This is a genomic window from Kibdelosporangium philippinense, assembly GCF_021390435.2.
In the GTDB taxonomy this organism is placed as follows: Bacteria; Actinomycetota; Actinomycetes; order Mycobacteriales; family Pseudonocardiaceae; genus Kibdelosporangium; species Kibdelosporangium philippinense.
This window is the reverse complement of record NZ_JAJVCN010000002.1, coordinates 1552969-1574818: the sequence shown is the minus strand read 5'-3', so window position 1 is coordinate 1574818 and position 21850 is coordinate 1552969. Positions and strand designations below refer to the sequence as shown.

Annotated in this window: 22 protein-coding genes; 6 read left to right on the top strand and 16 right to left on the bottom strand. The window is 64.1% G+C overall.

The features are described from left to right. Nucleotides 1-2: 2 nt before the first annotated feature. Nucleotides 3-1253, top strand: a complete 1251-nt coding sequence (locus tag LWC34_RS26400; protein ID WP_233727831.1) for a PEP/pyruvate-binding domain-containing protein — start codon at nt 3-5, stop codon at nt 1251-1253. Between the two features lie 21 nt (nt 1254-1274). Here LWC34_RS26400 and LWC34_RS26395 read toward each other — a convergent pair whose 3' ends face one another. The 6 genes from LWC34_RS26395 to LWC34_RS26370 all read right to left on the bottom strand — a co-directional run bounded on the left by LWC34_RS26395 (nt 1275) and on the right by LWC34_RS26370 (nt 6746). Beyond that, nucleotides 1275-2042 (bottom strand): TetR/AcrR family transcriptional regulator, encoded by a 768-nt coding sequence (locus tag LWC34_RS26395; RefSeq protein WP_233727830.1) that lies wholly within the window; start codon nt 2040-2042, stop codon nt 1275-1277. Between the two features lie 473 nt (nt 2043-2515). After that, a complete protein-coding gene (locus tag LWC34_RS26390) occupies nt 2516-2650 on the bottom strand; it encodes an RlpA-like double-psi beta-barrel domain-containing protein (protein WP_233728891.1) in 135 nt (44 codons plus the stop codon). After that, the gene (locus LWC34_RS58150; protein ID WP_233727829.1) at nt 2593-2925 is read right to left on the bottom strand and encodes an RlpA-like double-psi beta-barrel domain-containing protein; all 333 of its coding nucleotides are present in this window, start codon (nt 2923-2925) and stop codon (nt 2593-2595) included. The genes LWC34_RS26390 and LWC34_RS58150 overlap by 58 nt, the downstream gene beginning before the upstream one ends. Nucleotides 2926-3859: 934 nt before the next feature. After that, nucleotides 3860-4549: a CpXC domain-containing protein gene (locus LWC34_RS26380; protein WP_233727828.1), complete on the bottom strand. Its 690-nt coding sequence runs from the start codon at nt 4547-4549 to the stop codon at nt 3860-3862. Between the two features lie 2 nt (nt 4550-4551). Then, nucleotides 4552-5034: a hypothetical protein gene (locus LWC34_RS26375; RefSeq protein WP_233727827.1), complete on the bottom strand. Its 483-nt coding sequence runs from the start codon at nt 5032-5034 to the stop codon at nt 4552-4554. A 65-nt stretch (nt 5035-5099) separates the two neighbouring features. Then, the gene (locus LWC34_RS26370; RefSeq protein WP_233727826.1) at nt 5100-6746 is read right to left on the bottom strand and encodes a hypothetical protein; all 1647 of its coding nucleotides are present in this window, start codon (nt 6744-6746) and stop codon (nt 5100-5102) included. A gap of 111 nt (nt 6747-6857) precedes the next feature. Between LWC34_RS26370 and LWC34_RS26365 the strand changes: the two genes are divergently transcribed. Further along, nucleotides 6858-7520, top strand: coding sequence for an NUDIX hydrolase (locus LWC34_RS26365; protein ID WP_233727825.1), 663 nt, complete (start codon nt 6858-6860; stop codon nt 7518-7520). On the opposite strand, the gene LWC34_RS26360 is transcribed toward LWC34_RS26365, so the two are convergent. From LWC34_RS26360 to LWC34_RS26350, 3 genes are read right to left on the bottom strand one after another with little or no spacing between them, the layout of a single operon-like run. Then, on the bottom strand, nt 7521-8183 hold the full coding sequence (locus tag LWC34_RS26360) for a response regulator transcription factor (protein ID WP_233727824.1): 663 nt from the start codon (nt 8181-8183) through the stop codon (nt 7521-7523). Next, nucleotides 8180-9292, bottom strand: coding sequence for a sensor histidine kinase (locus tag LWC34_RS26355; protein ID WP_233727823.1), 1113 nt, complete (start codon nt 9290-9292; stop codon nt 8180-8182). The genes LWC34_RS26360 and LWC34_RS26355 overlap by 4 nt, the downstream gene beginning before the upstream one ends. 13 nt (nt 9293-9305) lie before the next feature. Next, entirely contained in the window at nt 9306-9962 is a 657-nt protein-coding gene (locus LWC34_RS26350; protein ID WP_233727822.1) for a CPBP family intramembrane glutamic endopeptidase, read from the bottom strand. A gap of 176 nt (nt 9963-10138) precedes the next feature. On the opposite strand from LWC34_RS26350, the gene LWC34_RS26345 reads away from it, so the two are divergent. Both LWC34_RS26345 and LWC34_RS26340 read left to right on the top strand, forming a co-directional pair. Then, nucleotides 10139-12151: a multicopper oxidase family protein gene (locus tag LWC34_RS26345; protein WP_233727821.1), complete on the top strand. Its 2013-nt coding sequence runs from the start codon at nt 10139-10141 to the stop codon at nt 12149-12151. Further along, nucleotides 12148-13263 (top strand): metallophosphoesterase, encoded by a 1116-nt coding sequence (locus tag LWC34_RS26340; protein WP_233727820.1) that lies wholly within the window; start codon nt 12148-12150, stop codon nt 13261-13263. Before LWC34_RS26345 ends, LWC34_RS26340 begins: the two co-directional genes overlap by 4 nt. Here LWC34_RS26340 and LWC34_RS26335 read toward each other — a convergent pair. Then, complete coding sequence (locus LWC34_RS26335) at nt 13247-14416, bottom strand: aminotransferase-like domain-containing protein (protein WP_233727819.1); 1170 nt, start codon at nt 14414-14416, stop codon at nt 13247-13249. The two genes, LWC34_RS26340 and LWC34_RS26335, sit on opposite strands and share 17 nt — an antisense overlap. Nucleotides 14417-14516: 100 nt before the next feature. Between LWC34_RS26335 and LWC34_RS26330 the strand changes: the two genes are divergently transcribed. Further along, complete coding sequence (locus LWC34_RS26330; RefSeq protein WP_233727818.1) at nt 14517-15068, top strand: Lrp/AsnC family transcriptional regulator; 552 nt, start codon at nt 14517-14519, stop codon at nt 15066-15068. A 16-nt stretch (nt 15069-15084) separates the two neighbouring features. On the opposite strand, the gene LWC34_RS26325 is transcribed toward LWC34_RS26330, so the two are convergent. Further along, nucleotides 15085-15756: a class I SAM-dependent DNA methyltransferase gene (locus tag LWC34_RS26325; protein ID WP_233727817.1), complete on the bottom strand. Its 672-nt coding sequence runs from the start codon at nt 15754-15756 to the stop codon at nt 15085-15087. Between the two features lie 69 nt (nt 15757-15825). Here LWC34_RS26325 and LWC34_RS58145 point away from each other — a divergent pair, with 69 nt between their 5' ends. After that, nucleotides 15826-16968: a cytochrome P450 gene (locus LWC34_RS58145; RefSeq protein ID WP_233727816.1), complete on the top strand. Its 1143-nt coding sequence runs from the start codon at nt 15826-15828 to the stop codon at nt 16966-16968. Here the strand turns inward: LWC34_RS58145 and LWC34_RS26315 are convergent. The 5 genes from LWC34_RS26315 to LWC34_RS26295 all read right to left on the bottom strand — a co-directional run bounded on the left by LWC34_RS26315 (nt 16955) and on the right by LWC34_RS26295 (nt 21838). Further along, nucleotides 16955-17374 carry a VWA-like domain-containing protein gene (locus LWC34_RS26315; protein WP_233727815.1) on the bottom strand — a complete coding sequence of 140 codons (420 nt, stop codon included), beginning with the start codon at nt 17372-17374 and terminating at the stop codon, nt 16955-16957. The genes LWC34_RS58145 and LWC34_RS26315 overlap by 14 nt on opposite strands. Before the next feature lie 87 nt (nt 17375-17461). After that, on the bottom strand, nt 17462-19843 hold the full coding sequence (locus LWC34_RS26310) for an ABC transporter permease (protein WP_233727814.1): 2382 nt from the start codon (nt 19841-19843) through the stop codon (nt 17462-17464). Next, nucleotides 19840-20565: an ABC transporter ATP-binding protein gene (locus LWC34_RS26305; RefSeq protein ID WP_233727813.1), complete on the bottom strand. Its 726-nt coding sequence runs from the start codon at nt 20563-20565 to the stop codon at nt 19840-19842. Before LWC34_RS26305 ends, LWC34_RS26310 begins: the two co-directional genes overlap by 4 nt. A gap of 83 nt (nt 20566-20648) precedes the next feature. Then, entirely contained in the window at nt 20649-21098 is a 450-nt protein-coding gene (locus tag LWC34_RS26300; RefSeq protein ID WP_233727812.1) for an SRPBCC family protein, read from the bottom strand. A 107-nt stretch (nt 21099-21205) separates the two neighbouring features. Continuing rightward, nucleotides 21206-21838 carry a class I SAM-dependent methyltransferase gene (locus LWC34_RS26295; protein ID WP_233727811.1) on the bottom strand — a complete coding sequence of 211 codons (633 nt, stop codon included), beginning with the start codon at nt 21836-21838 and terminating at the stop codon, nt 21206-21208. Between the last annotated feature and the right edge of the window lie 12 nt (nt 21839-21850).

The following is a 21850-nucleotide window of genomic DNA, read 5'->3' as shown; positions in this document are numbered from 1 at the left end:
CCATGAAGTGGATTCACCAGCTCTCCGCCAACCTCGATCAGCCAGCGGATGTCATTGGCAGCAAGGCTTTTGGCCTCGTGACACTGCTGCGCCTCGGCCTGCCGGTACCACCGGGATTCGTCATCGGCGCCGACGCGTGCCGCGAGTTTCTCCACAAAGGACAATTTCCGGACGGCCTCGAGGACGAACTGGCGGCCGTCGAGACACAAGCCCCGGTGTCGGTTCGCTCGGGCAGCGAAGTGTCCATGCCCGGCATGATGAACACCGTTCTGAACGTCAGCGGGCACCTCAAGGAGGCGATCATCAAGGTGTTCCAGTCGTGGAACACGCCACGCGCCAGGACATATCGCGCCCTCAACGACATCCCAGACGATCTCGGCACGGCCGTGACCGTCCAGAAAATGGTGTTTGGCAACCGCGACGACCACAGCGGCTCAGGCGTGGCGTTCAGCCGCAACCCCAACACCGGCGAGCCTGTCCCGTACGGCGATGTCCTTTTCGGACATCAGGGCGACGCGGTCGTCTCCGGCACGCACCCGACGTCACCGCTCACCGCATTGACCGGAGAACCTGCGGTATGGGAAGGGCTTCTCGACGGCTTGCGCCGGATTGAAAACCACTACCGCGACGCGTGCTACGTGGAGTTCACGTTCGAATCAGGCGAACTGTGGTTCCTGCAAGTCCGGCCGGGCCGGTTCGTCGGGCGGGCCGCGATCAGGCTCGCCGTCGATCTGGTCGACGAGAAAACAATTAGCCAAGGGGAAGCAGTTGATCGGGTGTCGACACGCGACGTCGCGAACGCGAACACACCACGCATCGTGGCGACGGACGTCTTGGCGCGCGGCACCGGCGCGTCACCCGGAGTCGCAGCGGGCAAGATCGTGACCACATCGGACGAAGCGGCGAATACGCCTGGCCCCGTCATTCTGGTACGGCCGGAAACCTCGCCGCTCGATATGCACGGTTTGGCCGCGGCAGCCGGAGTTGTGACGGCACGCGGCGGTCCAACCAGTCACGCGGCCGTTGTCGCCCGATCGATGGGCAAGCCCGCTGTGGTCGGGGTCACCGACCTGAGCGTTGAAGACGCCGCGATAAACGTGAACGGCCAACGCATTCCGGCGGGCACGGTGATCAGCATCGACGGCACGAGTGGCACGGTCGTCGCCGGTCACGCCGAGGTCGAAACCGCCGCCGACGACGAGTATCTGGCCAGATTTGTCGGATGGGCGGCGATTCCTCCGCCCATCCGTTGACACATCAACAGCTTCAGCCGGTCAGGCCGAGTCCGCCAACGCCGCGTTGACCAGACCGGAATCAATCAAGACCGGGCTGACTAACGCGGGCTCAGCCGGAACGGCCACCACAGCAACGGATTCCGTTGAAGATGGTTCAACCGTCGCGGTTTCGTCCAGATCGGTCAGTGCTTCGGACACGTCGATCGACGGGTCCAACTGCTTCACGCTGTGCAACGCGCCGCGCAGCAACTCGACCAACGCATCGACAACACGTTCATGCACGTATGGCTGCCCGGCGTCCAACCAGGCGCCTACCGCCGACTTGACGGCCGCGATGAACACGGTCATCGACAGGTGGACGGCCGGGTTTTCGTGGTCGAGGCCAAGAACCCCGGCGATGGACCGAATATCGGCACATCGCGTGGAGTCAAGGACTTCACACGCCTCCGGACCCGGCTCCACTCCGCCGAGGATGAGATTGCGAGCAATACCTTCGTTCTGAGAGACGAAGTCCACGTATGCACGCAGCCGGTAGCGGATCTGCTCGCCCGGAGGCGTGGTCGGATCCGACTGTGTCGCTTCTGCCAACTGCCTGGTGACGTCGCGCAGCGTCTCGGCGTACAAGCCTGGCTTCCCATTGAAATGATGGGAAAGCAGGCCGTGCGCCACGCCCGCGGCCTTGGCGATCTCGCCGACCGTCACCTCGGCGTAGGGACGACGGGAAAACTCGTCCATCGCTACAGCGAGAAGCTTCCGGCGCGTCTGTTCCGCGGACATCTGCCGACGAGTCGGCGGCCTGTCTGCCACGCCGAGCTCCTTTCTCCTGTTGTCGCACAGGGTAACCCGATTACGGTCTCCGACCAGGCCACCATCGGGGATGACACCCGGTCAGGCAAACCTCATACCGCAAGTGTGGCTGAAAAGCGCCGGTCGTTCCGCTGAGGTGAACATGTTGGTTGATAGTCAATGACAGTGACTATACATCGCATTCGACCTGGACAGACCGATCGCGGTTCACCCGATTGACGGGGGTGAGAACACCCGTGTGACGCCAACGGAAGCGACAGCAATAACAGAACAGCACGACATCGCCGAGCGCGACACGCGGGTCTATTGTGGACGTATCAACTCGCGACAGGCAAGGGACGATCCGGTGACGTGATCGATAAAGCCTTGCCGGGCAAAGAAAACGCCAGGCCCGGCGCGCGTCGGCCACGACGACAATTGTCGCCCCGAGCCTCGCACACCGGACCCGGTGGCTCACCGAAACACTTTCGAGTTTAGGAATGGACGAACTTCCAGGTGACCGGAATGTGACCCAGATCGGGGTTGTCGAGCGCCCGGAAGGCAGGGTCACTCAGATCGACGTGGTTCGGATCGCAGGTCGGGCATTTGTCCCGAACCGGTACGGCGATCGTTTTCCTTTGTACGTCACCTGAATGGACACACCACTGCAGAGCGGGTCGTTGTCGGGGTTGGTCGTCGTCCAGTACGCGGCCGCCGCGGCGACCAGCATCTGCGACGACGCATCGATCTCCGACCCGCAGGCACCACGCGCCCCGTCCTTGTGCCTGGTCGCCGTCCCGTTCTTCGTCTGATTGAACGTAATGCCCGCATAGGCGTTTCCGGCCAGTGTCGGCGGCAATTGCGCGGCGACCGCGACGACACCGAGAGATTTCCGGAGTTTCACGCGATTCCTCCTGATTTCGTATGGACTATCCCCTCCTTACCGACCGTGCCGCGAGCAGACGCCGCGGTCTCTACGGGCGCACCACAGAACGCACGAGTAGGTTTTTTACGAATTTATGCATTTCGATGGTCCGACGGGCAAAAGGCCGGAGAAGAAGAGGCAAAATAGTCCGCAAGTGTCGGTCGCCGGGCCACGATCGAGCCATGTCGGGTTGTCTGTCGTTGCTGGCTATGAGGATCGCGCATATCGGCGGACGATGTTGCGAGACGGTGCAGTTGGCCGAGGTGGCGACAGTGGACCGCATACTGCGCGAACGGCCCGATGTGCCACCGTCGCGTGGCACTTACGTTGATCTACGCGGGCGAACTGGGCCTTGCCGAAACACACTGCGTCGCCGCGTTCGAAAGATGGCAGTCCGAAAAGGCCCTTGCCCTGCTCGAAGCCCGAATCACATATATGAAAGGCAACTGCGCGGTCGCGACAGCCACTATCGCGTCCTTGCTCACGGCAAGGCTGCCCGTGGACGTACACGCGATGGCCGTGGCATGGCTCGTCGAGTTCGACGACCTCGACCGCGCGCAATCCGTTCTCATAGCGAACGACATGCTCGGCGGACCGGCAACCCCGGTCGTGGTCGCCGCCCGCGCAGCCCTGCACCCTCGCGACCGGCAAAATCCAGCAAGCCGTGAACAGCTACCTGGAATGCGGCAACCGCCTTCTCGCGGCCAGGGTCATCAACCCTGCTGTTGTCCCGTGGCGATCCCGTGTGGCCCTTCCCGCCCTCAGCTTGTCCCGCGTCGACCTCGCGACCGTGCTCAGCAGACCGGTTCGCCGTCCACTATGGATACGTCCGCTGGTCACGGCAGATCCAGTCGACTTTGGACAAAATGTCCACACCGGCCTGAAGGGCCCGGTCGCCACGAACTCACCTACGTCACACCGAAGCCGTGCGGCGGCCGTCGAGCAGGATCCGTCCTAAGTCGACATAGGGACCTATCTGCATTTCCCTGAGCAAGGATCGCCAGCCGTCCTCGCTCGCCATGGCCACGATGTCGGCGGTGGGCACGGACACGCAGAACTGCTCGGCGGATGGCGTCCACAGGACCATCGTCACCTTGTCGGCGTCCGCCTTGACCACGCGGGGCCTGCGGTCCGGCGACATGACCGCACCGGTCTGCCTGATGATCTCCAGCTTGGCGACTTCGACGGCACGGTCGTCAATACCGGCTTCGAGCAGGCGGATTTTCTCGGCGAGGGCGTCGAGTCCGAAAACCGCGCGGACGGTGAACCCGTCGGCCTCGGCACGCAGGAACGCGGGCGCGAGGTCGATCAGGGACTGCCGGAAGACGTCCATCGGCTGCTGTTCCAGGCTGGCCCAGCCGCCTTCCATCGTGCGCGGGAACTCGCCGATCCAGCGCTTGGTGACGAAGTCGACGTAGATCAGCGGCCCGTCGGCGCGGTATCCGAGGCCGCAGCCGCCGCACGTGAAGCACTGGAACGTGCCTGCGACGATCTGCTCGACGATCTGTGGCACGCGGGAGCCGTGCAGGCTCATCGCCACGGTCTCGACATTCGTTGTGCCGCAGGCGGTGCAGACTATCGACTGTGGACGGAACACGGACATGGCTATCTCCCGCCTGGAAGTTCCTGACGGACCTCGAAGGTGCCGTCGGGTTTACGCAGAACCCGTGACCGCCAGAAGGGCCTGCGCGAAGTCATGTTCCAGTACTCGACGACCTGCTGGCCGTCCACAGTGACCAGTTGCGGCAAGGTCATCACCGCCGGGTCGCCGGATTGCTCGATGGCGAAGTCGGTCAGGAACGGCGTGCCCGGATTGCCTTCCAGCTTGCCGATCGCGCCCGCGACGACCTTCGGATCGGCCGCACGTTCGCCGTATCCGAGCGCTGTGAGAACCAGGGAAACGTTCTCATTGAAGTCGAAGTGCAACTCTCCGTCGTACACACCGGTCGTGTTGCCGCGCGGGTCTTTCGGGTCGTACGCGTGGAAGACCATCAGCCCTGGCACCGGCGGCCCGACGTCCACCCGCATCCGGTCCTTGTCCAGCCGGAGTTTGCGGTGCAACGCCGATCGCAGGTCTGCCTCGGTCACTTCTGAACTCCCACACGCTGATACGGCAAGGACAGCGACAAGTATGACGATCCCGACCAGACGCATCAGGGGAAGCCAGGTCCGGTGCTGCCGTCCGGCAACGTCGGCCCAGGCCCTGCCGCGCCCTCACCACCAGTGGCCTGGTCCACGTTCACGTCGAACCAGGCCTTGGTCGCCGGGTCGGCCGCCGCAAGGATCGCACCCTTCGTCGGTGGAGCGTAGTACGCGTTGTACGCCTCCGCGATCCACTCGCCCGGTGCTCTGAACTGGTATGACGACACTTTCCTCGCCCGTGTCGCTGGGTCGTAGCTCCACCATTGGGATGCGTATGCCTCCTGATAGACGCGGCCACCGAGCACCACACCGCCGTCATCGGCAGGCCGGTACCACGGGTTACCGGGGTTCTTGTCGGCAAAGCAGATCTGCAGGGCACGTACCGCGTTGTCACCGAGGATCGCCGTTTTGGTCGCTGCGTCCAGAGTGGACCAGAACGACAGCGCCTCAAGACGGGTCTGGATTTCCTCGGGCACGCGTTCGTCGATGACCTCTTGCAATGTGTCAACGACAGGGGTCTTCTGCTCCGGTGGCAGGCCGTTGATCGTGCCACCGCTCGCGGAAACCAACGTCCCCGCAAGGGATCCACCGTCGCCGTGTGCCTGCCAGTTGCCACCGGCGGCGTTGCCGATGCAGTACGTCTGGGACAGACCAAGCCGGTTGTCCACCGCGTGCCCGACTTCGTGCCGGACAACCCCGTCGAACAGGTTCTGTCCTTGCAGCGGCGCGGGCACGACACTCATCCCGGAACCACCCGGGTTCGCCACAGGATCGACAACGCCGTCACGCGCGCGAAGATCGCCATAGCCCATGGCAATCCGGCGGTCGCTGCCGTAATACCCGCCTGCCGGACCGGCATCCTGATAGCGGTCAATCCGCAGCAGCTCCGGGTTGCCTTCGACTGCGCCAGGCGGCAGGGACTGCAACACGTTGTACATCCGGCGGAGGCTGGCGCCGTCCCATTCCTGGGCGACTTCAGCGCCGTCGGTCTGTGTGCCGAACTCGATCCGGAAACGCAGTTTCATCCAGAGTTTCAGCGTTTCGACTTCGGCGTCGGGTGTCGCATCGAACAACACCCGCAGGGCGCCGTGCTCGGCGTCACCGATCGTCGATGAACGCAGGAGATTGTCGGCAAGTCGCGCGCGGCTGGTACCGCCTAGCTTGTGGGCGAGTGTCGCCTGTTGTGCGGGTTGCAGTGCGACCATGATCCGGAAGACGCTGGTGGCGTCGTCATCGGTGATCGCCCAGTCGAAAACGCCGTAGCTGAGCAGGCTTTCCACGTATGGCTGGACCGCGTCCGGCCCCATCGCCACAAGGACCTTGGTGAACGCGGACGTCTGCCGGACGTTGTCCGGCAGGTTGTCAAGCAGCCGGGTCTTGGCGGTCTGCGACAGCCTGCCGACCGCGGCCGCCAACGCTGGCGCGGGCAAGGTCGCCAGGTCGTTGAGGGATTCGGTGGCTTCTTCGTCGGTGACGGCCCAGTCGGTGACCGAATAGGACATCCGGTCCTCGACATCGCTGACCACGTCACGTTGTACGGACAAGAACCGCGACATCGCGGCATTGCCCGCGCCTTGCAACCCGGCAACGCCTGTCGGCGGTAAGGCGGGTGTGGCACGAGCCTGGTCGTCAGGCTGCTGCTCGGTTCTCCTGGCCATAACTGCCCCTTTGCCGTCAAGCCGGACGGTAGGGCATCCCGATGGCCGAAGGCATGCCCAGAAGGGCAGACCGGCGTACCGCGTTTCGGCCGCCACCGGCATGATCAGCGGGTGAGCGCAACGTTGGTCGTCCTGCTGGTCCCGGTGATCCTGATCGTCATCGTGGTGGTGATCGTCAACAACAACAAGAAGAAAGGGCTGCCGCCGAATCAGTACTACGGCCCGCCCGGCTACCCGCCGCCGCAGAATTTCGCGCCGCCACAGCAGTACCTGCCCCAGCCCGCTTACCAGCCACAACCACACCATCAGTTCGTCACGGCCGCCAACGGCTACCAACTGCTCATGCCGCAATTCACACCCGGTTACAAAGCCATCATCAGCATTGCCATCGTGGCGCATGGAAAGGTGTGCTTTCGCGCAATGCCGAACGGAACAGGCGTGTTCGGCGGTGGCCTCGATTTGATCAGTGGCCGCAGGCACCCGACCGAAGACGTGCTCACCACAGTGCGCCGGATCCTCGCCGAAGAAATGGGCGGCTGGACCGGACGTCCACTGGCCACGGTCGGCCACGCGGAATGGGACCTCGGCTACGGCCAAGAGCACGAAGTTTGCTACGCCGTACTCCTTGACCTGCCACCGAACGCGCCACTCCCGGCCGCAGGCATGTGCACATGGGCAGGACGCGGAGACCTGCCGGGCCTGCAGGACCTTGGGCCGCGCGCACCCGTCGCCTGCAAGTTCGCCGCGGACGCCCTGTCGGCCGCCGGGATGTGATCAGTGCCCCGGGCGGACCAGGCCTGTCTCGTAGGCGAGGAACACGAGCTGAGCCCGGTCGCGTGCGCCAAGCTTGGCCATCGCGCGATGGACGTGCGTCCGGGCAGTCGACGGGCTCATGAACAACCGCTTGCCGATCTCCTCGTTGCTCAAACCGCCCGCGGCCAGCGCCATCACCTCACGTTCACGCCCGGTGAGCGCGGCAAGCCTGCTCTGATCAGCCGGGATCTGGCGGTGCGCGACGAACTGGGCGATCAAGCGCTTGGTCGCGCCAGGAGACAGCAAAGCCTCTCCAGCCGCCACGACACGCACGGCTGTCCGTAGATCCTCGGGTTCGATGTCCTTGACCAGGAAGCCGCTCGCGCCAGCACGCAGCGCCTCGGCGATGTAGTCGTCCAGCTCGAACGTGGTCAGCACGATCACCCGGGTTCCGGTCAATGCCGGGTCGCCGACAAGCAGCCGGGTCGCTTCGATCCCGTCCATCACCGGCATCTGCACGTCCATCAGCACCACGTCCGGCTTGGTCGAGCGGACCACGTGCACAGCTTCGGCGCCATTGGCCGCCTCGCCGACCACGGCGATGTCGGCACTGTTGTCCAGCAACCCGCTCAGGCCTGCTCGAACTAGCGCTTGGTCGTCGACGAGCACTACCCGGACGGTCATGCTCTCAGCTCCGCCCGCACCCGGAAGCCGCCTTCCGGCAGGAAGCTCGCGGCCAGCGTACCGTCCAATGCGGACACTCGTTCGGCCATTCCGGCGAGTCCGAAGCCATCGGCAGCGCGTTTCCGGGCATTCACGCCGTCATCCGTGACCTCGATGGTGAGCCTGTCCGGCGCGTAACGCAGTGACACCGTGACTGCCGTGGCATTGGCGTGCCGGATCGTGTTCGTCACCGATTCCTGGACAATCCGATAGGCCGTACGATCGAGCGCCGCAGGCCGTTGCCACGGTTCCCCGATGACCTCCTTGGTCGCCTGCAATCCCGCTTTCCTGGCTACGTCGAGAAGTTCGTCGATCTGGTCCAAACCTGGCAGCCGGGTTTCGGAGTCCTCACGCAACACGGTGAGCACTGTTTTCATCTCCTGCAAGGCGTTCTTGGTCGAGTTCCGAATCACCTGCAGCGCTTCCCTTGCCTGCGACGGGTTTTTGTCAAGCACATCGTCGGCGAGACCGGCTTGCACATTCACGGTGGCGATCGTCTGCCCCAACCCGTCGTGCATTTCCCGCGCGATCCGCAGCCGTTCCTGAGTAACCCGCCTGCTGGCTTCACGCTCACGTTCCGCATCCGCGGCCGCAAGGCGTTCACGCCTGCTGCGCAATGTTTCCCCGAGCAACACAATGGAAGCGAGCAAAGCGGCATCGTTGATCACCGCGCTGGCCACAGGCAACGCTGACATGTCGAACTCGATCAGCCGCGCGACCAGCCCGCCAGCCACCAATGCCGCGGCCACCAGCATCGCCCACCGGAACCTGCCCGCCGAAGCCGCGGAGAACAGCGCTGCGGACAAGGGAACCGCGGGCGCGAGGCCGGGATAGTCCAGCCAGTAGTACGTCAGCAGGATCGCGACGGTCGTGAACAGCACCGCCAGCGGCCATCGCCTGCGCAGCAACAAAACCGCGCCCATCAGGCAGCCGATGGCGTACGCGAGGAAATCCGGCTGACGTTCGATCGGCTCGCCCGCCACTTGGATCGCGATCGCCACGGCGCCCGCGACCGCAATCGCCAAAGCCGCGTCCACCAAGACGGGTCTTCGCCACCACTCTTCGGCCACAGCCTCAACTTACCTACGCGCCGTGGTAGAAGTAGATCCCGAGACCGACCGTGAACATGAGCATGCCGTACAGCCCGTGTTCCACCGACACGGTGAACAGCGAGCGGCTCTTGCGGTAGCGCGAGGCGAATATCCAGCCGCCCGCGGCCGACAGCACGACCGATATCCAGTTGCCGAACGCGATGTGCACGAACCCGAATGCCACCGCGCTTGCCGCGATCATGCCGTATCCGTCGCCGAAGATCGGCTGGTAGCGCTGGAACATGAAGGCCCGGAAAATCAATTCCTGCGGATACACGCTCAAGACCGGGTAGAGCACCATGACGAATCCCCACATCACCGGTTCGGTTCGGGGAAATCCGAGAAAGAGGTCCGGCCTCGTGAACAGAACAACGACCGTCGAGCCGACCGCGGTGATGAACCAGAGGAAAGCGATCGACGGAAGTTCCGCTGGCAGCCGCCCAGGCCGCCACAGTGAACCGCGATCAAATGACGGCGAGCGCAGCAGGTAGAACACGGCCGCGACGCCGAGCACGACCAGCAGCGGAATCGGGTTCGCGCCGCTGAACAGCAGCGTGTAGAACACCACGACGCCAAAGAAGACCAGCGCGTACTCCGCGGCAAGGTAAACCTTCCGCAGGTTGCTTTTGCGCTGCGTGTCGCCGGTCATGCCTCGAGGCGATACCCGGGGAAAAGCGGCGCAAACCTGCCATTACGCCAACTGCCGTACACCCGAACAGGTAGATACGGCAACTGCCGTAGATGACTGACGGTCACACGCGGATTCACTCTTCCGGCGCGCCTTCTAGCGTTGAATGACCATCGATTCCTGGGGGAAACACGGTCATGTTCGAGCCTTTGGAGAACGCGGATACGACCATCGCCGCTCTCCTGTTCCTCGTGTATTGGTTCATCGGCTACCGAATGGGCCAACTGGCCCGTCTGACACCACTCGACGCGCAGCGCTCGGCCCGCCGGATTGGGGTATGGATCCGAGTCGGGTTCTGTCTGTTCGTCTTACGCCTGGTCGGCATTGGCTGGCTGTGGACGTACGGCTGGGACTTCGCAGAGAACCGCGTCTGGGTGTCGTTACCCCTGGTCACGATCCCTCTGGTGGCAGTCGCGGTCTGGTCGTTGCCACGCCTGCGCAAGATCCTCGACGAGTCCGATGTGGACCGTCTTGATCCAAAACTGGTTGTGCCGTCACAGGCAGTGGCGGTCGGCGGGCTGCTGACGGTGTGGGTGGGGTTCGTATCCCGGCCGATCCCGCCGCATTTCGACGAGTGGCTCACGCATGGCGGCCCTCTGGCGGTGGTAACCGCATTGCTGTGGCTGCGCCAAACGCGTCGACGGCCGGTCACGCGCAGCATGCGGGCGCGTGTCCTGACAACGGTTGCCGGTTTCGTGGCGATCCTCGGCCTGGTCGCTGGCAGCATCTTCTACGGGATTTCAGCCAGCCGCCTGCCCGATCACATGAGCATGATGGATCACAACCTGGTCGACTACGGCGGCGGACCGGTCACCTCGCACACCGCCCGGACCAGCGTGGAAGCCTTGACCGGGCCGCGAGCCGGGCCCGCGGACAAGACCTTCACGGTCACCGCGGAGGCCGCGCAGATCCAGCTGTCGTCCGGGAAGTCGCTGGACGGCTGGACCTACAACGGCGCATCGCCAGGCCCGGAGATCCGGGTGACGGAAGGCGACGTCGTCGAGATCAAGCTGATCAACAAGCTGCCGGACGTCAACGTGACCCTGCACTGGCACGGGCTTGACGTGCCTAACGCGGAAGACGGCGTCGCAGGCCTGACCCAAAACGTCGTCACGAACGGCGGCGAGCACACGTACCGGTTCCGCGCCGAGCAAGTCGGCTCGTTCTGGTACCACACGCACCAAGCATCGTCCGAAGCCGTGATGAAGGGCCTGTTCGGCTCGCTCATCGTCGAGCCGCGCACCAAGCCGATGGTCGAGGACATCACTGTGATGTCCCACGTGTGGCACGTCGGCGAAGAGCGAGTGTCTGCCTTCGGAACCAAGGACACCTTGAAGCGCAAGCGAATCAAGCCAGGCACCCCGGTACTGATCCGGCTGACGAATACCGCGATCAATCCGGCCGACGACATCATCTCCACCGAGTTCGCCCTTACCGGAACACCATTCCGGGTCACCGCGATCGACGGTACGCCGTTGAACGGACCGACCGAGTTACGCGACACCAAAATGGAGCTGGCCAACGGCGGACGACACGACCTGTCGTTCATCATGCTCAACGGCCCCGTCAGGCTGGCCAACCTCAACGCGCCAGACGCCGGATTGCTGTTGGAACCGACCGACGGGCCAGTGCCGACCATCCCGGCAGACCTGCCTTCATTCGACCCGCTGTCGTATGGCATCCCAACGCCAACCAAGATCAACCCAGCGGGCACGTTCGACCGCAGGTTCAAGCTGATCATGGACGACGGTCTGAGCTTCCACGACGGCGTGTTCGGCCTGCTGCCGTCGATCAACGGAACCCAGTTCCCTGACACGCCAACGCTGATGGTGCGCGAGAACGAAGTCATCCACACGACCCTGATCAACCGCAGCCACGAGGTGCATCCGATGCACCTGCACGGGCATCACGCGCTCGTGTTGTCCCGTAACGGTGTCCCGCCAACAGGAAGTCCATGGTGGACGGACACACTGGACGTCCGGCCGGGCGAGATCTTCGAGATCGCCTTTGTCGCGGACAACCCAGGGGTGTGGATGGACCACTGCCACAACCTCGAACACGCACGCAACGGCATGGTGATGCACCTGTCCTACGAAGGCGTGACCAGCCCGTACCACGTCGGCCACAAGAGTGGGAACCAGCCAGAATGACGATCCCTTGGTGGGTTGTGCCCCAGTCCGCCGCGCTTGCCATCGTGCACTTCTACCTGTGGTGGCGGTTGGTACGAAACACAACCGTACGCAGAAGAAAGCTCGGAACGATCGTCATCATCCTGCTGTGGGCCTCGATCCCGGCGGCGCTGATAACCATGCACGTCTGGGACCCGTCGGTCGCGGGATGGTTCGCGTATCCAGGCTTCGGGTGGTACGCGCTGATGATCCACCTGACGTTGCTTTTGGTGCCGGCAGAACCGGTTCGAGCGGTCATCCACCGCCGCTCCGCCCCTGTCGATGCGGCACGGCGGCTAGTCCTGGCACGCGGAATCGCTGTGGCCGCAGGCATCGCGGCGACCGGTGTCACGGCTTATGGCGTGATCAACGCATTCGCCGCGCCTGCCGTGGAACGCGAGACGGTCCACCTTCGCCGGTTGTCGGTGTCTGGGTTCCGGATCGCGGTGCTCTCGGACGTGCACCTCGGCGTGATGCTGGGAAAGTCGCACACCCAACGGATCGTGGACGTGGTCAACGCCGAAAACCCGGACCTCATCGCGATCGTCGGCGACCTGGTCGACGGCACCGTCCAGCAACTCGGTCCGGAAGCGGAACCGTTGCGAGGCCTGCGAAGCAAACACGGGACGTACTTCGTGACCGGCAACCACGAGTACATTTCCGGAGTCGAAGCCTGGGTACAAGAGTTGAACCGACTGGGCATCCGGACACTGCGCAACGAACGAGTCGAGCTGCCAGGGTTCGACCTCGCCGGGACCAACGACCTGACCGGTGAGGCAGCCGACGTCGGCAAGACCCTGGGCGGTCGTAACACCAATCGTCCCGTGGTTTTGCTTGCCCATCAACCTGTCCACGTCCATGATGCCGCCAAGCACGGCGTGGATCTGCAGCTGTCCGGGCACACCCATGGCGGGCAGTTCGTTCCAGTGAACTTCTTCACCAGGATGGAACAGCCGATGCTCTCCGGGCTGCAGACTTTCGACGGCACACAGTTGTTCGTCACCAGAGGCGCTGGTTTCTGGGGACCGCCCGTGCGGGTCGGGTCGTCACCGGAGATCGCGATCGTCGAACTGGTAGCTACCGCGCGCGAATAGCCGCGGCGAGCCGCGCGATGCCGGGCTCGATATCCGACTCGGCGATGCGACTGAAAGACAGGCGCAGATGTTCCGTATCGGCATGTTCGGCAAAGAACCCGGCGCCTGGCACGAACGCGACGTCGGTGATCCGTGAAAGTTCGGTCGTGTCAACGCCGGGCACGTGCAACCAGGTGAAGAATCCGCCTTCGGGTTCAGTCCAGCTGGCCAGTCCGGTCATGTGTTTCTCGAGCGCGGAAGTCGTCGCGGTGCCACGCCTGCGATACAGCTCACGGGCCGCGGGCAAGTGGACGTCGAAATATCCAGCGCGGAGGTATTCCTCGAGCATCCGTTGCCCGAGGGCACCCGCACACTGGTCGGAGTTCTGTTTGGCCACAACGAGTTCCCTGACCACCGGCACCGGTCCGGCCGCCCAGCCCAAGCGGACGCCCGGGAAGAAGGTCTTGGAGAACGTGCCAATCTGGACGACCACGTCCGGCGCGAGTGACCAGAGGCTCGGCCGCGCCTCGCCCGCGAATCCAAGCTGGCGGTACGCGACGTCCTCGACGATCAAGATGCCGTACTGCCTGCACAGGTCGACGAGTTCTTGCCTGCGCCGCACCGACATCGAGCGGCCGCTCGGGTTCTGGTAGTCCGGGATCGTGTAGATTAGCTTCGGCACTTCAGCAGCCACAACCGTTGCCAGCTCGGCGACATCGAGGCCTTCGTCGTCGATCCGCACGCCACGCAGCCGCGGGCCGAACGCGCCGAAGCCGGACACCGCGCCGAGGTAGCTCGGCTCTTCGACCACCACGAGGTCATCGGGGTCGAGCATGCTCTTGGCGAGCAACGTGACCGCGTCGATCCCGCCGCTGGTGATCATCAACTCGTTGTCCGCTGGCCGCCTGCCATCGGTCTGCTTGAGGTACCCGGCGATGGCGTCACGGACACTGTCGATGCCCTCGCTCGGCGCGTATTGCAGGGCGACAGCCGCGTCCTCGGCGATGAGCTTGGCCGCGATATCGCCAAGCAGCTGCGTCGGGAACAGCGACGGCTCGGGAAAGCCGCCGGAAAAGTTGATCACGCCCTTGGCGTTGGCAAGCGCAAGGATGCCGCTGATCGCGCCCGTCCCCAGCTGGGTCCGGGCGGCCAACCGTGTCTCGAAATCGATCACAGCCCGCCTCCTATTACATTTGCCAGGCGTCTAGGCCATTGAGCCTTACATGTCTATACTCAGCATGTCTAGCCGCCTGACGAATGACAAGGGGAACCGGGTGACTGACTGGATCAAGCCACTCGGCGCCATCGCCGACCACACCTCGGCGCCCGCCGATCCGGTCCCGCTCGACACCACTGACCTGCAGCTTCTACTCCTGCTCAGTCAGGACGCCCGCACGTCACAGCGCAGCCTCGCGCGCGAACTCGGCATGTCCGCGCCAGCCGTCGCCGACCGCATCGCGCGCCTGCAGCGGCTTGGTGTCATCGAGGGCTACGGCATCCGGCTGAACTGGAGCACGCTCGGGTACCCCACGATCGCCTACCTGACCGTAGCGGCCGGTCAGGGCTTCGAACAGGGCCCGATCATCGCCGCACTGGCTGAGCTGCCGGAGGTCGAAGAGGTTCTGCTGGTGACCGGCAACGTCGACATGCTCGTCCGGGTACGCGTGCGTGACCACACACACCTGCGGGAACTGCTGATCAACGGCGTATGGCAGATCGAAGGCATTCAACGCACCGAGACGTCGTTGTCCGTTGCGGAGATGAAGCCGAAGAACACCACCAGCGAGCTGCTCACCGACATGATCAGGCGAGCAGCCGAAGATTAGTCCTTTGTGGACAAAATTACTCGTCCTGGTAGGTGTGCGCGAGCAGGCACGCCTGCGGCCACTTCTGCCCGTCCGCGTGCAACCGGGCCGTGACCGCGAACCCGGCCTCGGTGAGCAGCTTCTCGACCAGGTCCGGTTGCAGCAGATATGCGTCGTACGAAACCGGATGACCATAGGACGTTTCCGGCCGTAGGTGCTCGTCACCGACGTGGAAGCCGACCAGAACATGCCCGCCCGGCGCCAATGTGCGCTGGAACTCCGCGAACACCACTGGCAAGCTCTCCGGGGGTGTGTGCAAGATCGACCACCACGCGACGATGCCGGCGAGCTGACCGTCCGGCACGTCCAAGGCGGTCATCGACCCGACCGCGAAACGCAGGTCCGGATACGTCCGTGCGGCGAGTTCGATCATTCCCGGTGACAGGTCGATGCCGAACGCGTCCATCCCAAGCGAAGCAAGGTGTTCGGTGACGTGGCCCGGTCCACATCCGATGTCCGCGACCAGTCCACCACCACCGGCGTGCACGATCTCGGCGAACGCGGACAACATCGCACGGCCCAACGGTTCCTGGGCGAACAGCGTGGTCACAAGCTTGGCGTAGTCCTCGGCGACGGTGTCGTAGGACGATCGGATTGCTGCTAGATACGCGGGTTCGGTCACGGCCGGACAGCGTATCGGTTTACACATACGGCGGCTTACGGAATCGCCGTAAGGCGAACGATGATGGTTGTTCGTCATCGCAGGAGAGGGAGAGCAGTGGCTGCGAACGCGCGCAAGGTGGACAGGGGCGTGCCACCAGGTTGCCCCGTTCAGCGTAATCCTGATGGGACATGGCAAATCACCGGATATGCCGAGGGGCGCACGTTTCTGCGCGAACACGACACGGTTCAAGCAGGTCTTGGCATTGAGACCGTGGAGAACTTCCCCGCGAAGATCCGCCGACCCGTGCTTTTCCGCGACGGTCCTGAGCATCGGGAACACCGCAAACAGACGGCCAAGTTCTTCACGCCCCGCCGCGTGGACGAGGCGTACCGCTCGGTGATGGAACGTGCCGCGGACAGGCAAATCGCGGTACTGCGTCAAGGTGGACCGGGCCACTTGTCCGACCTGAGCTTCCAACTGGCCGTCGACGTGGCGTGCGCGGTGATCGGCCTGACCAACAGCAAGCCGGGGATCAAGAAACGGCTGGACTACTTCTTTCCGGAGAAGTTCGGCGCACCGGGCTTCACCAGCCTGAACGGGCTTTACTGGGCGTACCGGCAGATTCGCGGCTGGGGACACATCTACTTCGCCGACGTCCGGCCCGCGGTGAAGGTGCGGCGGGACAACCGGCAGGACGACCTGATCTCGCACCTGATCGACGAAGGTTGTACAGCCGCGGAGATTCTTGGCGAATGTTTGACATTCGCGGCCGCGGGCATGATCACCACACGCGAGTTCATCGTGATGGCGGCCTGGCACATGTTCACCGATGACGAACTGCGCACCAAGTATGTGGCTGCTGCCGAGCCCGACCGGTTGCTGATGCTGCACGAGTTGTTACGGCTCGAACCGATCGTCGCACAGCTGAGACGCAAGACCACCAACGAGATCAACGTGGGACCGGAAGTCGTGCCGTCGGGTGCGATCGTCAAGATCGAGGTCGGCCACGCCAACCTGGACACGGATGAGGACGAGCCGCTTTCGATCTGCCCGGGGCGGTCCGTGGGCACCGGTCTGTCCTTTGGGGACGGTCCGCACAAGTGCCCTGGCTCGCACATCGCGATTCTGGAGTCGGACATCTTCCTGCACAAGCTGTTCTCACTCGATGGAGTGCGGATGGCGCAGGCACCGAAGATCACGTTCAACAACGACATCGGCGGCTACGAGCTGCGCGGAATGCAGGTCACTGTCGGGTGATGTGAACCGCTTCGATCCAGGCGGGAGGCGCTGACGGTGCGCCGCCGATGAGCCCAGCGATCACCCGGCATGACGGCATTTCGTCCGGCCATGGCGTGTATCCATCGGTCAGCACGGTGATCACCTGTGGCCGGTCAGGCGCGGCCAAGGCGGCCTCGATACCCACGCGCATATCGGTTCCACCGCCGCCTTTGAGTTCGACGTCAGCCGCCTTGGTCACGCCCGCGACCGTGTGGACGTCGGCATCGCAGGCGAGGACCGTGACACGGTTGCCGCGGATGCCGACTTCCCTCAGAACACCCGTGACTTCGGACAATGCGGCGTTCAGTTCGGCCTCGCCCATGGATCCGGAGGTGTCGACGACGATCGCGACCCTGGACAACGGACGCCTAAGCCCTGGCAACACAACACCTGGCATCGCCGCGGCCCGTCTCGCCGGGCACCGGTAGGTGTAGTCCAGCGCGCCACTGGCCCATGTTGGTCTGTGGTTGGGTCAATCTGCCGATAGTGCTGTTACTGGCGTTGCCCGTGCTGCCTTCCTTCCGGGGAGGACAGACGCGATCATGCCTGCTATCACGGCGACTGCTGCCACTATCACGGTTTGGGGTAAGGATATTGCGAAGGACACCGTGCTGAAGTTGAGTTCTCGGCTGATTGCTTGGGTGCCTACCCAGCCGAAGAAGGTCCCGGCCAGTATTCCGACAATTGTGCCGGCAAGGCTTAGTAGGACCGCCTCGATCGCAAGCATTGACCTCAATCCTCCGCGTTGCATTCCTAGTGCCCGCAGGAGTGCGGATTCCCGTGTGCGCTCAAGGACTGACAGGCCAAGGGTGTTGCCGACGCCGGTCAGCGCTATGAGTACTGCCACTGCCAGCAGCATGGTTGTCACCATCAGCAAGCGGTCTAGGAACTCGGTATAGCTGGCCTTTGCCGATAAACCACCAGCCACTTCGGCGCCGGTTATCGGGGCGACCACCTCACGGAGTTGCGACCGCAGGGCGGTGATGTCCGCGCCCGGCACTGCATCGGCCCAGACCGTGCCCACGACCGCATCTCTATCCAATGTAGACAATGTGGTGGGCGAGACCACCAGGGTGTCTGCGGGCGCCAGGAAGTTGCCGACGGTTGGGAGCGTCGCGGATCCTGTCTTGCCTACGAGTACAGCCGACGTCATCTCCAGGTAGGGATCTGCCAGGACCTCGTTGTCCGGGACGCCAGGAACACCGAGCACTCGTAGGTCATTGCCGTTGGCTTGGACACGAGTTGACCGGAGTTCCCGCACGTTGGTGATGCCTGGCACGGCCGCGATGTCACGCGCCGCGTCTGGCGGTAGGGCGCCGTCGAACAACGAAACCGTGACGTCGACTGGGAATCGGGTGTCGAGGTTGCTGTTCGCGGTAGCCTTCATGCTCGCCGCGCCGACCTGCAGAGTCACGACGATGCCCACGGCGACGATCAGAGCAGCCCCAGTCGCCGCCGCTCGCCCGGGGTTTCTGATCGTGTTGTTCCCAGCCAAACGAGCCGTCGGACCGAACCGGCTCAGCACTCCGGTGCACGCTCTCAGCATCAACGGCAGGTACACGCCCGTCGCCGTCAACAACCCGACCGCGAAAACGAACAGACCTCCGATCGACAGCAACAACGCGAACGGCGTTTCACCTGATCCAAACCAGACACCGGCCAGTCCGATCAACATCAGAACCGCCGATATCGCCGCACGGAGCCGCAATGCCCGCCGCTCGGTCTGCCTGTCGGCAACCGGTCGCAGCGCCTCCAGTGGCGAGATCCGGATGGCGCGGCGCGCGGGTACGACGACTGACAGAACCGCCAGCAGCATGCCCACCAACGCAACCACGGCAACCTGACCGAACGGGATGGTCAATAGCGCACCGAGCCGGTACGCCACAACCCCCGACACACCGACGCCCAGCAACACGCCGAGCACTGATCCGGCCAACCCGATCAGTCCAGCCTCCAGCAGCAGGCCACGCCGGATCTGCCCGTTGCTGGCACCGAGTGCGCGCACCAGGCCGATTTGCCTGCGCCGCTGGGTCACCAGGATCAGGAATGTGTTGACGATCATGATGCCGCCGACCAGCAGGGCGATCGCACCGAACACCAGCAGCAACAACTGGAAGACGTACACCCCGTTGGTCTGCTCGGTCATCTTGCGCCGCGCGAAGTCCGACGCGGTTTCGACCCTGTCCGTACCGGCGACGGTCCTGATTCGCTCGGCCAGTTGGTCGGGGCTGGCCGCTCCAGTGCCGATCACCAGGATCTCGGTCTGCAACGACGTCCGGATCGACGCGGTTCCGGTGTAGAAGGCCGGTGCCACGAACGAACTCTGCGCCAGCCCGGACAGCAGCGAATCGCCTTCGTGCGTCAGCCCGGACACCCGCAGTGTCGCCGACGAGTTGGCGTCGTTGATCGTGATCTCGTCGCCGATCCGCATGTTCAACTGCTTCGCCGTGACTGTGCCGAGCGCGATCTCGGCCGGGCCTACCGGCCACGCACCCTCGGCGAGATCCGTCCACCGCAATGCCGGATTGTCGGGCACGGACTGCTGCTGCACCCACTCCGAGGAACCCGTGACTCGGCCGTGCGACAGGTAGCTCAGGTCGGCGGACGCCACGCCAGCCAGCCCTTGGATCTGCCGGGCCAAGGCCGGGTTGTTGTCGGACAACGTCACCACGACGTCGGTGTTGACTGTGCGCGCGATGATGCTTCTGTCCATTGTGGCGCTCTCGCTCGCAAGCACGGTCGCCGACGCCACGAGGTAGCCGACGCTGATCATGATGGCGACCACGACCGCCACCACTCGCCGGGGATTCATGCGCACTTCTGCCACGGCATTGCGCAACGCCAAGAACCTCATGCCGCCAGACTCCTCATTGCACCGAGGACCGAATCCGCGGTGGGCTCATCGATATCGTCGACGATGCGCCCATCGCTCAGCACCAATGCGCGGTCCGCGAACGACGCCGCGATCGGGTCGTGCGTGACCATCACGATGGTCTGTCCGAGGTCACGGCATGACGTGCGTAGAAAGGACAACAGTGTCGATGCCGTTGTCGAATCGAGCGCTCCCGTTGGCTCGTCAGCGAAAAGCACGTCGGGCCGGGTGACCAACGCGCGCGCGATCGCGACCCGTTGCTGCTGCCCGCCGGACAGTTCGCCGGGGCGGTGCTGTAACCGGTCGTGGATGCCCAGCGAACGGACCACCGCGCCCAGTCTGTCCCGGTCGGGCTTGCGCCCGGCGAGGTCGAGGGGCAATACGATGTTCTGCATCGCGGTCAATGTCGGGATCAGGTTGAAGGACTGGAACACGAACCCGATCCGGTCGCGACGAACCTTGGTGAGCTCGCGATCGGACAGCGCGGTGATCTCCGCGCCGCCGATGTGGACCTCACCGTCGTCGGCTCTGTCCAGGCCCGCGAGGCAGTGCATCAGGGTGGACTTGCCGGATCCGGACGGGCCCATGATCGCGGTGAACGTGCCCGCGGGGAAATCCACGGTCACCCCTCGCAGGGCCGATACCGCTGTATCGCCCGTACCGTATGTCTTCTTCAGGCTTTTCGCCGATGCTGCGCTTCGCACGCGTTCAACGTTATGAATTTGCCGGGGTTTTGCGCATCGGAGCACGGTCCAGAGTTGTCTATGACCGTGGTCTTAGTTCCGGGTCAGGTCGCCTCCTCTATGGCCGCCTTGATGCGGTTGCCGAACGCCGGTGCGTCTTTACGAGCCATGCGCACCGCGAAGCCGAGCAGGAGCTTGCCTATTCCGCGTCCCTCAAGGACGTTGAAGATCCGGACTCGGGTCGTGGTGTCCGAAATGGACTCGATGTCGTAGCCGCCGTCGACGGCCATCACCAGGTTGGTCGACTGCTCGGCCCAGCGGATCGTGCGGTTCGGCTCGAGTTCGGTGATCTTGAACTGCCGCTGGGTCTTCATCCCCGCGTCCTTCACCGTGCTGGTGAAGACCGTGCCGACGGCGGTCGGGCCGTCCGGCGACTTGTCGATCCGCAGCACGCGCGGGCTGAACTTCGGATCGTTCGTACCTTCGGCGAGAAACGCGTAGACCTCCTCGACCGGGCGGTCGATCTCCACCGTCGCCTCGAACTGACCGGCCATGCCGTCTCCTCCACCTGGTGTCGGGCCCCGCCGCATCATCCCACCGGAGATCACCGCGCGCAGTACACGTCATGCACTGGTGGCTGACCTGTAACCAGCGGCACGCCCTACGGTTTCCTGGCAAGGAAATAGCCCTGCGGGCCTTTCTCGTCCACGTCCGCCGCGCGATCGAGCCTGGCGACTTCCACGAATCCGGCCTGTTTGGCAAGGAATGCCACCCGATCGGTGGGCATCCAATACACGTCAAGGGAAAGGTCGTGACCGTACGCGTGCGACAAGTGCCGTTTTTCGTCGCCTGCCTTGTACGCCAGCACGAGTTCCCCGCCTGGTTCGAGTACCCGGAAGAACTCGGCGAAGATGGTCGGCTGCACGTCGAGTGGCATGTGGATGATCGAGTACCACGACACGATGCCGCCGAGCTTGCCGTCCGGCAGGTCGAGCGCTGTCATCGAGCCCACCTCAAACCGCAGGTCAGGATAGGAACGCCGGGCCACATCGACCATGCCGGGGGAAAGATCGATACCGAACACGTCGAGGCCGAGGCTCGCGAGGTGCGTGGTCAACCGGCCAGGTCCGCAGCCGATGTCGGCAACCGTCCCGCGCACACGCTCGGCGAAAACCGCGAGCACCGCGCGGTCGAACGGCATCTCGTCGAGCTTGCCGTCGATCATCTCGGCGTACGCGGAGGCAACGACGTCGTAGGAATTCCGGGTATCAGTGAGGTAGGAGGGGGCGGTCACAAACCCAGACCC

What these genes read in the sequence shown, in the direction of transcription:
- LWC34_RS26400 (WP_233727831.1), top strand. Translation starts at nt 3, where the DNA reads ATGAAGTGGATTCACCAGCTCTCCGCCAACCTCGATCAGCCAGCGGAT.
- LWC34_RS26325 (WP_233727817.1), bottom strand. Translation starts at nt 15,756, where the DNA reads ATGTGTAAACCGATACGCTGTCCGGCCGTGACCGAACCCGCGTATCTA.
- LWC34_RS26370 (WP_233727826.1), bottom strand. Translation starts at nt 6,746, where the DNA reads ATGGCCAGGAGAACCGAGCAGCAGCCTGACGACCAGGCTCGTGCCACA.
- LWC34_RS26300 (WP_233727812.1), bottom strand. Translation starts at nt 21,098, where the DNA reads ATGGCCGGTCAGTTCGAGGCGACGGTGGAGATCGACCGCCCGGTCGAG.
- LWC34_RS26380 (WP_233727828.1), bottom strand. Translation starts at nt 4,549, where the DNA reads ATGTCCGTGTTCCGTCCACAGTCGATAGTCTGCACCGCCTGCGGCACA.
- LWC34_RS26340 (WP_233727820.1), top strand. Translation starts at nt 12,148, where the DNA reads ATGACGATCCCTTGGTGGGTTGTGCCCCAGTCCGCCGCGCTTGCCATC.
- LWC34_RS26345 (WP_233727821.1), top strand. Translation starts at nt 10,139, where the DNA reads ATGTTCGAGCCTTTGGAGAACGCGGATACGACCATCGCCGCTCTCCTG.
- LWC34_RS26350 (WP_233727822.1), bottom strand. Translation starts at nt 9,962, where the DNA reads ATGACCGGCGACACGCAGCGCAAAAGCAACCTGCGGAAGGTTTACCTT.
- LWC34_RS26360 (WP_233727824.1), bottom strand. Translation starts at nt 8,183, where the DNA reads ATGACCGTCCGGGTAGTGCTCGTCGACGACCAAGCGCTAGTTCGAGCA.
- LWC34_RS26310 (WP_233727814.1), bottom strand. Translation starts at nt 19,843, where the DNA reads ATGAGGTTCTTGGCGTTGCGCAATGCCGTGGCAGAAGTGCGCATGAAT.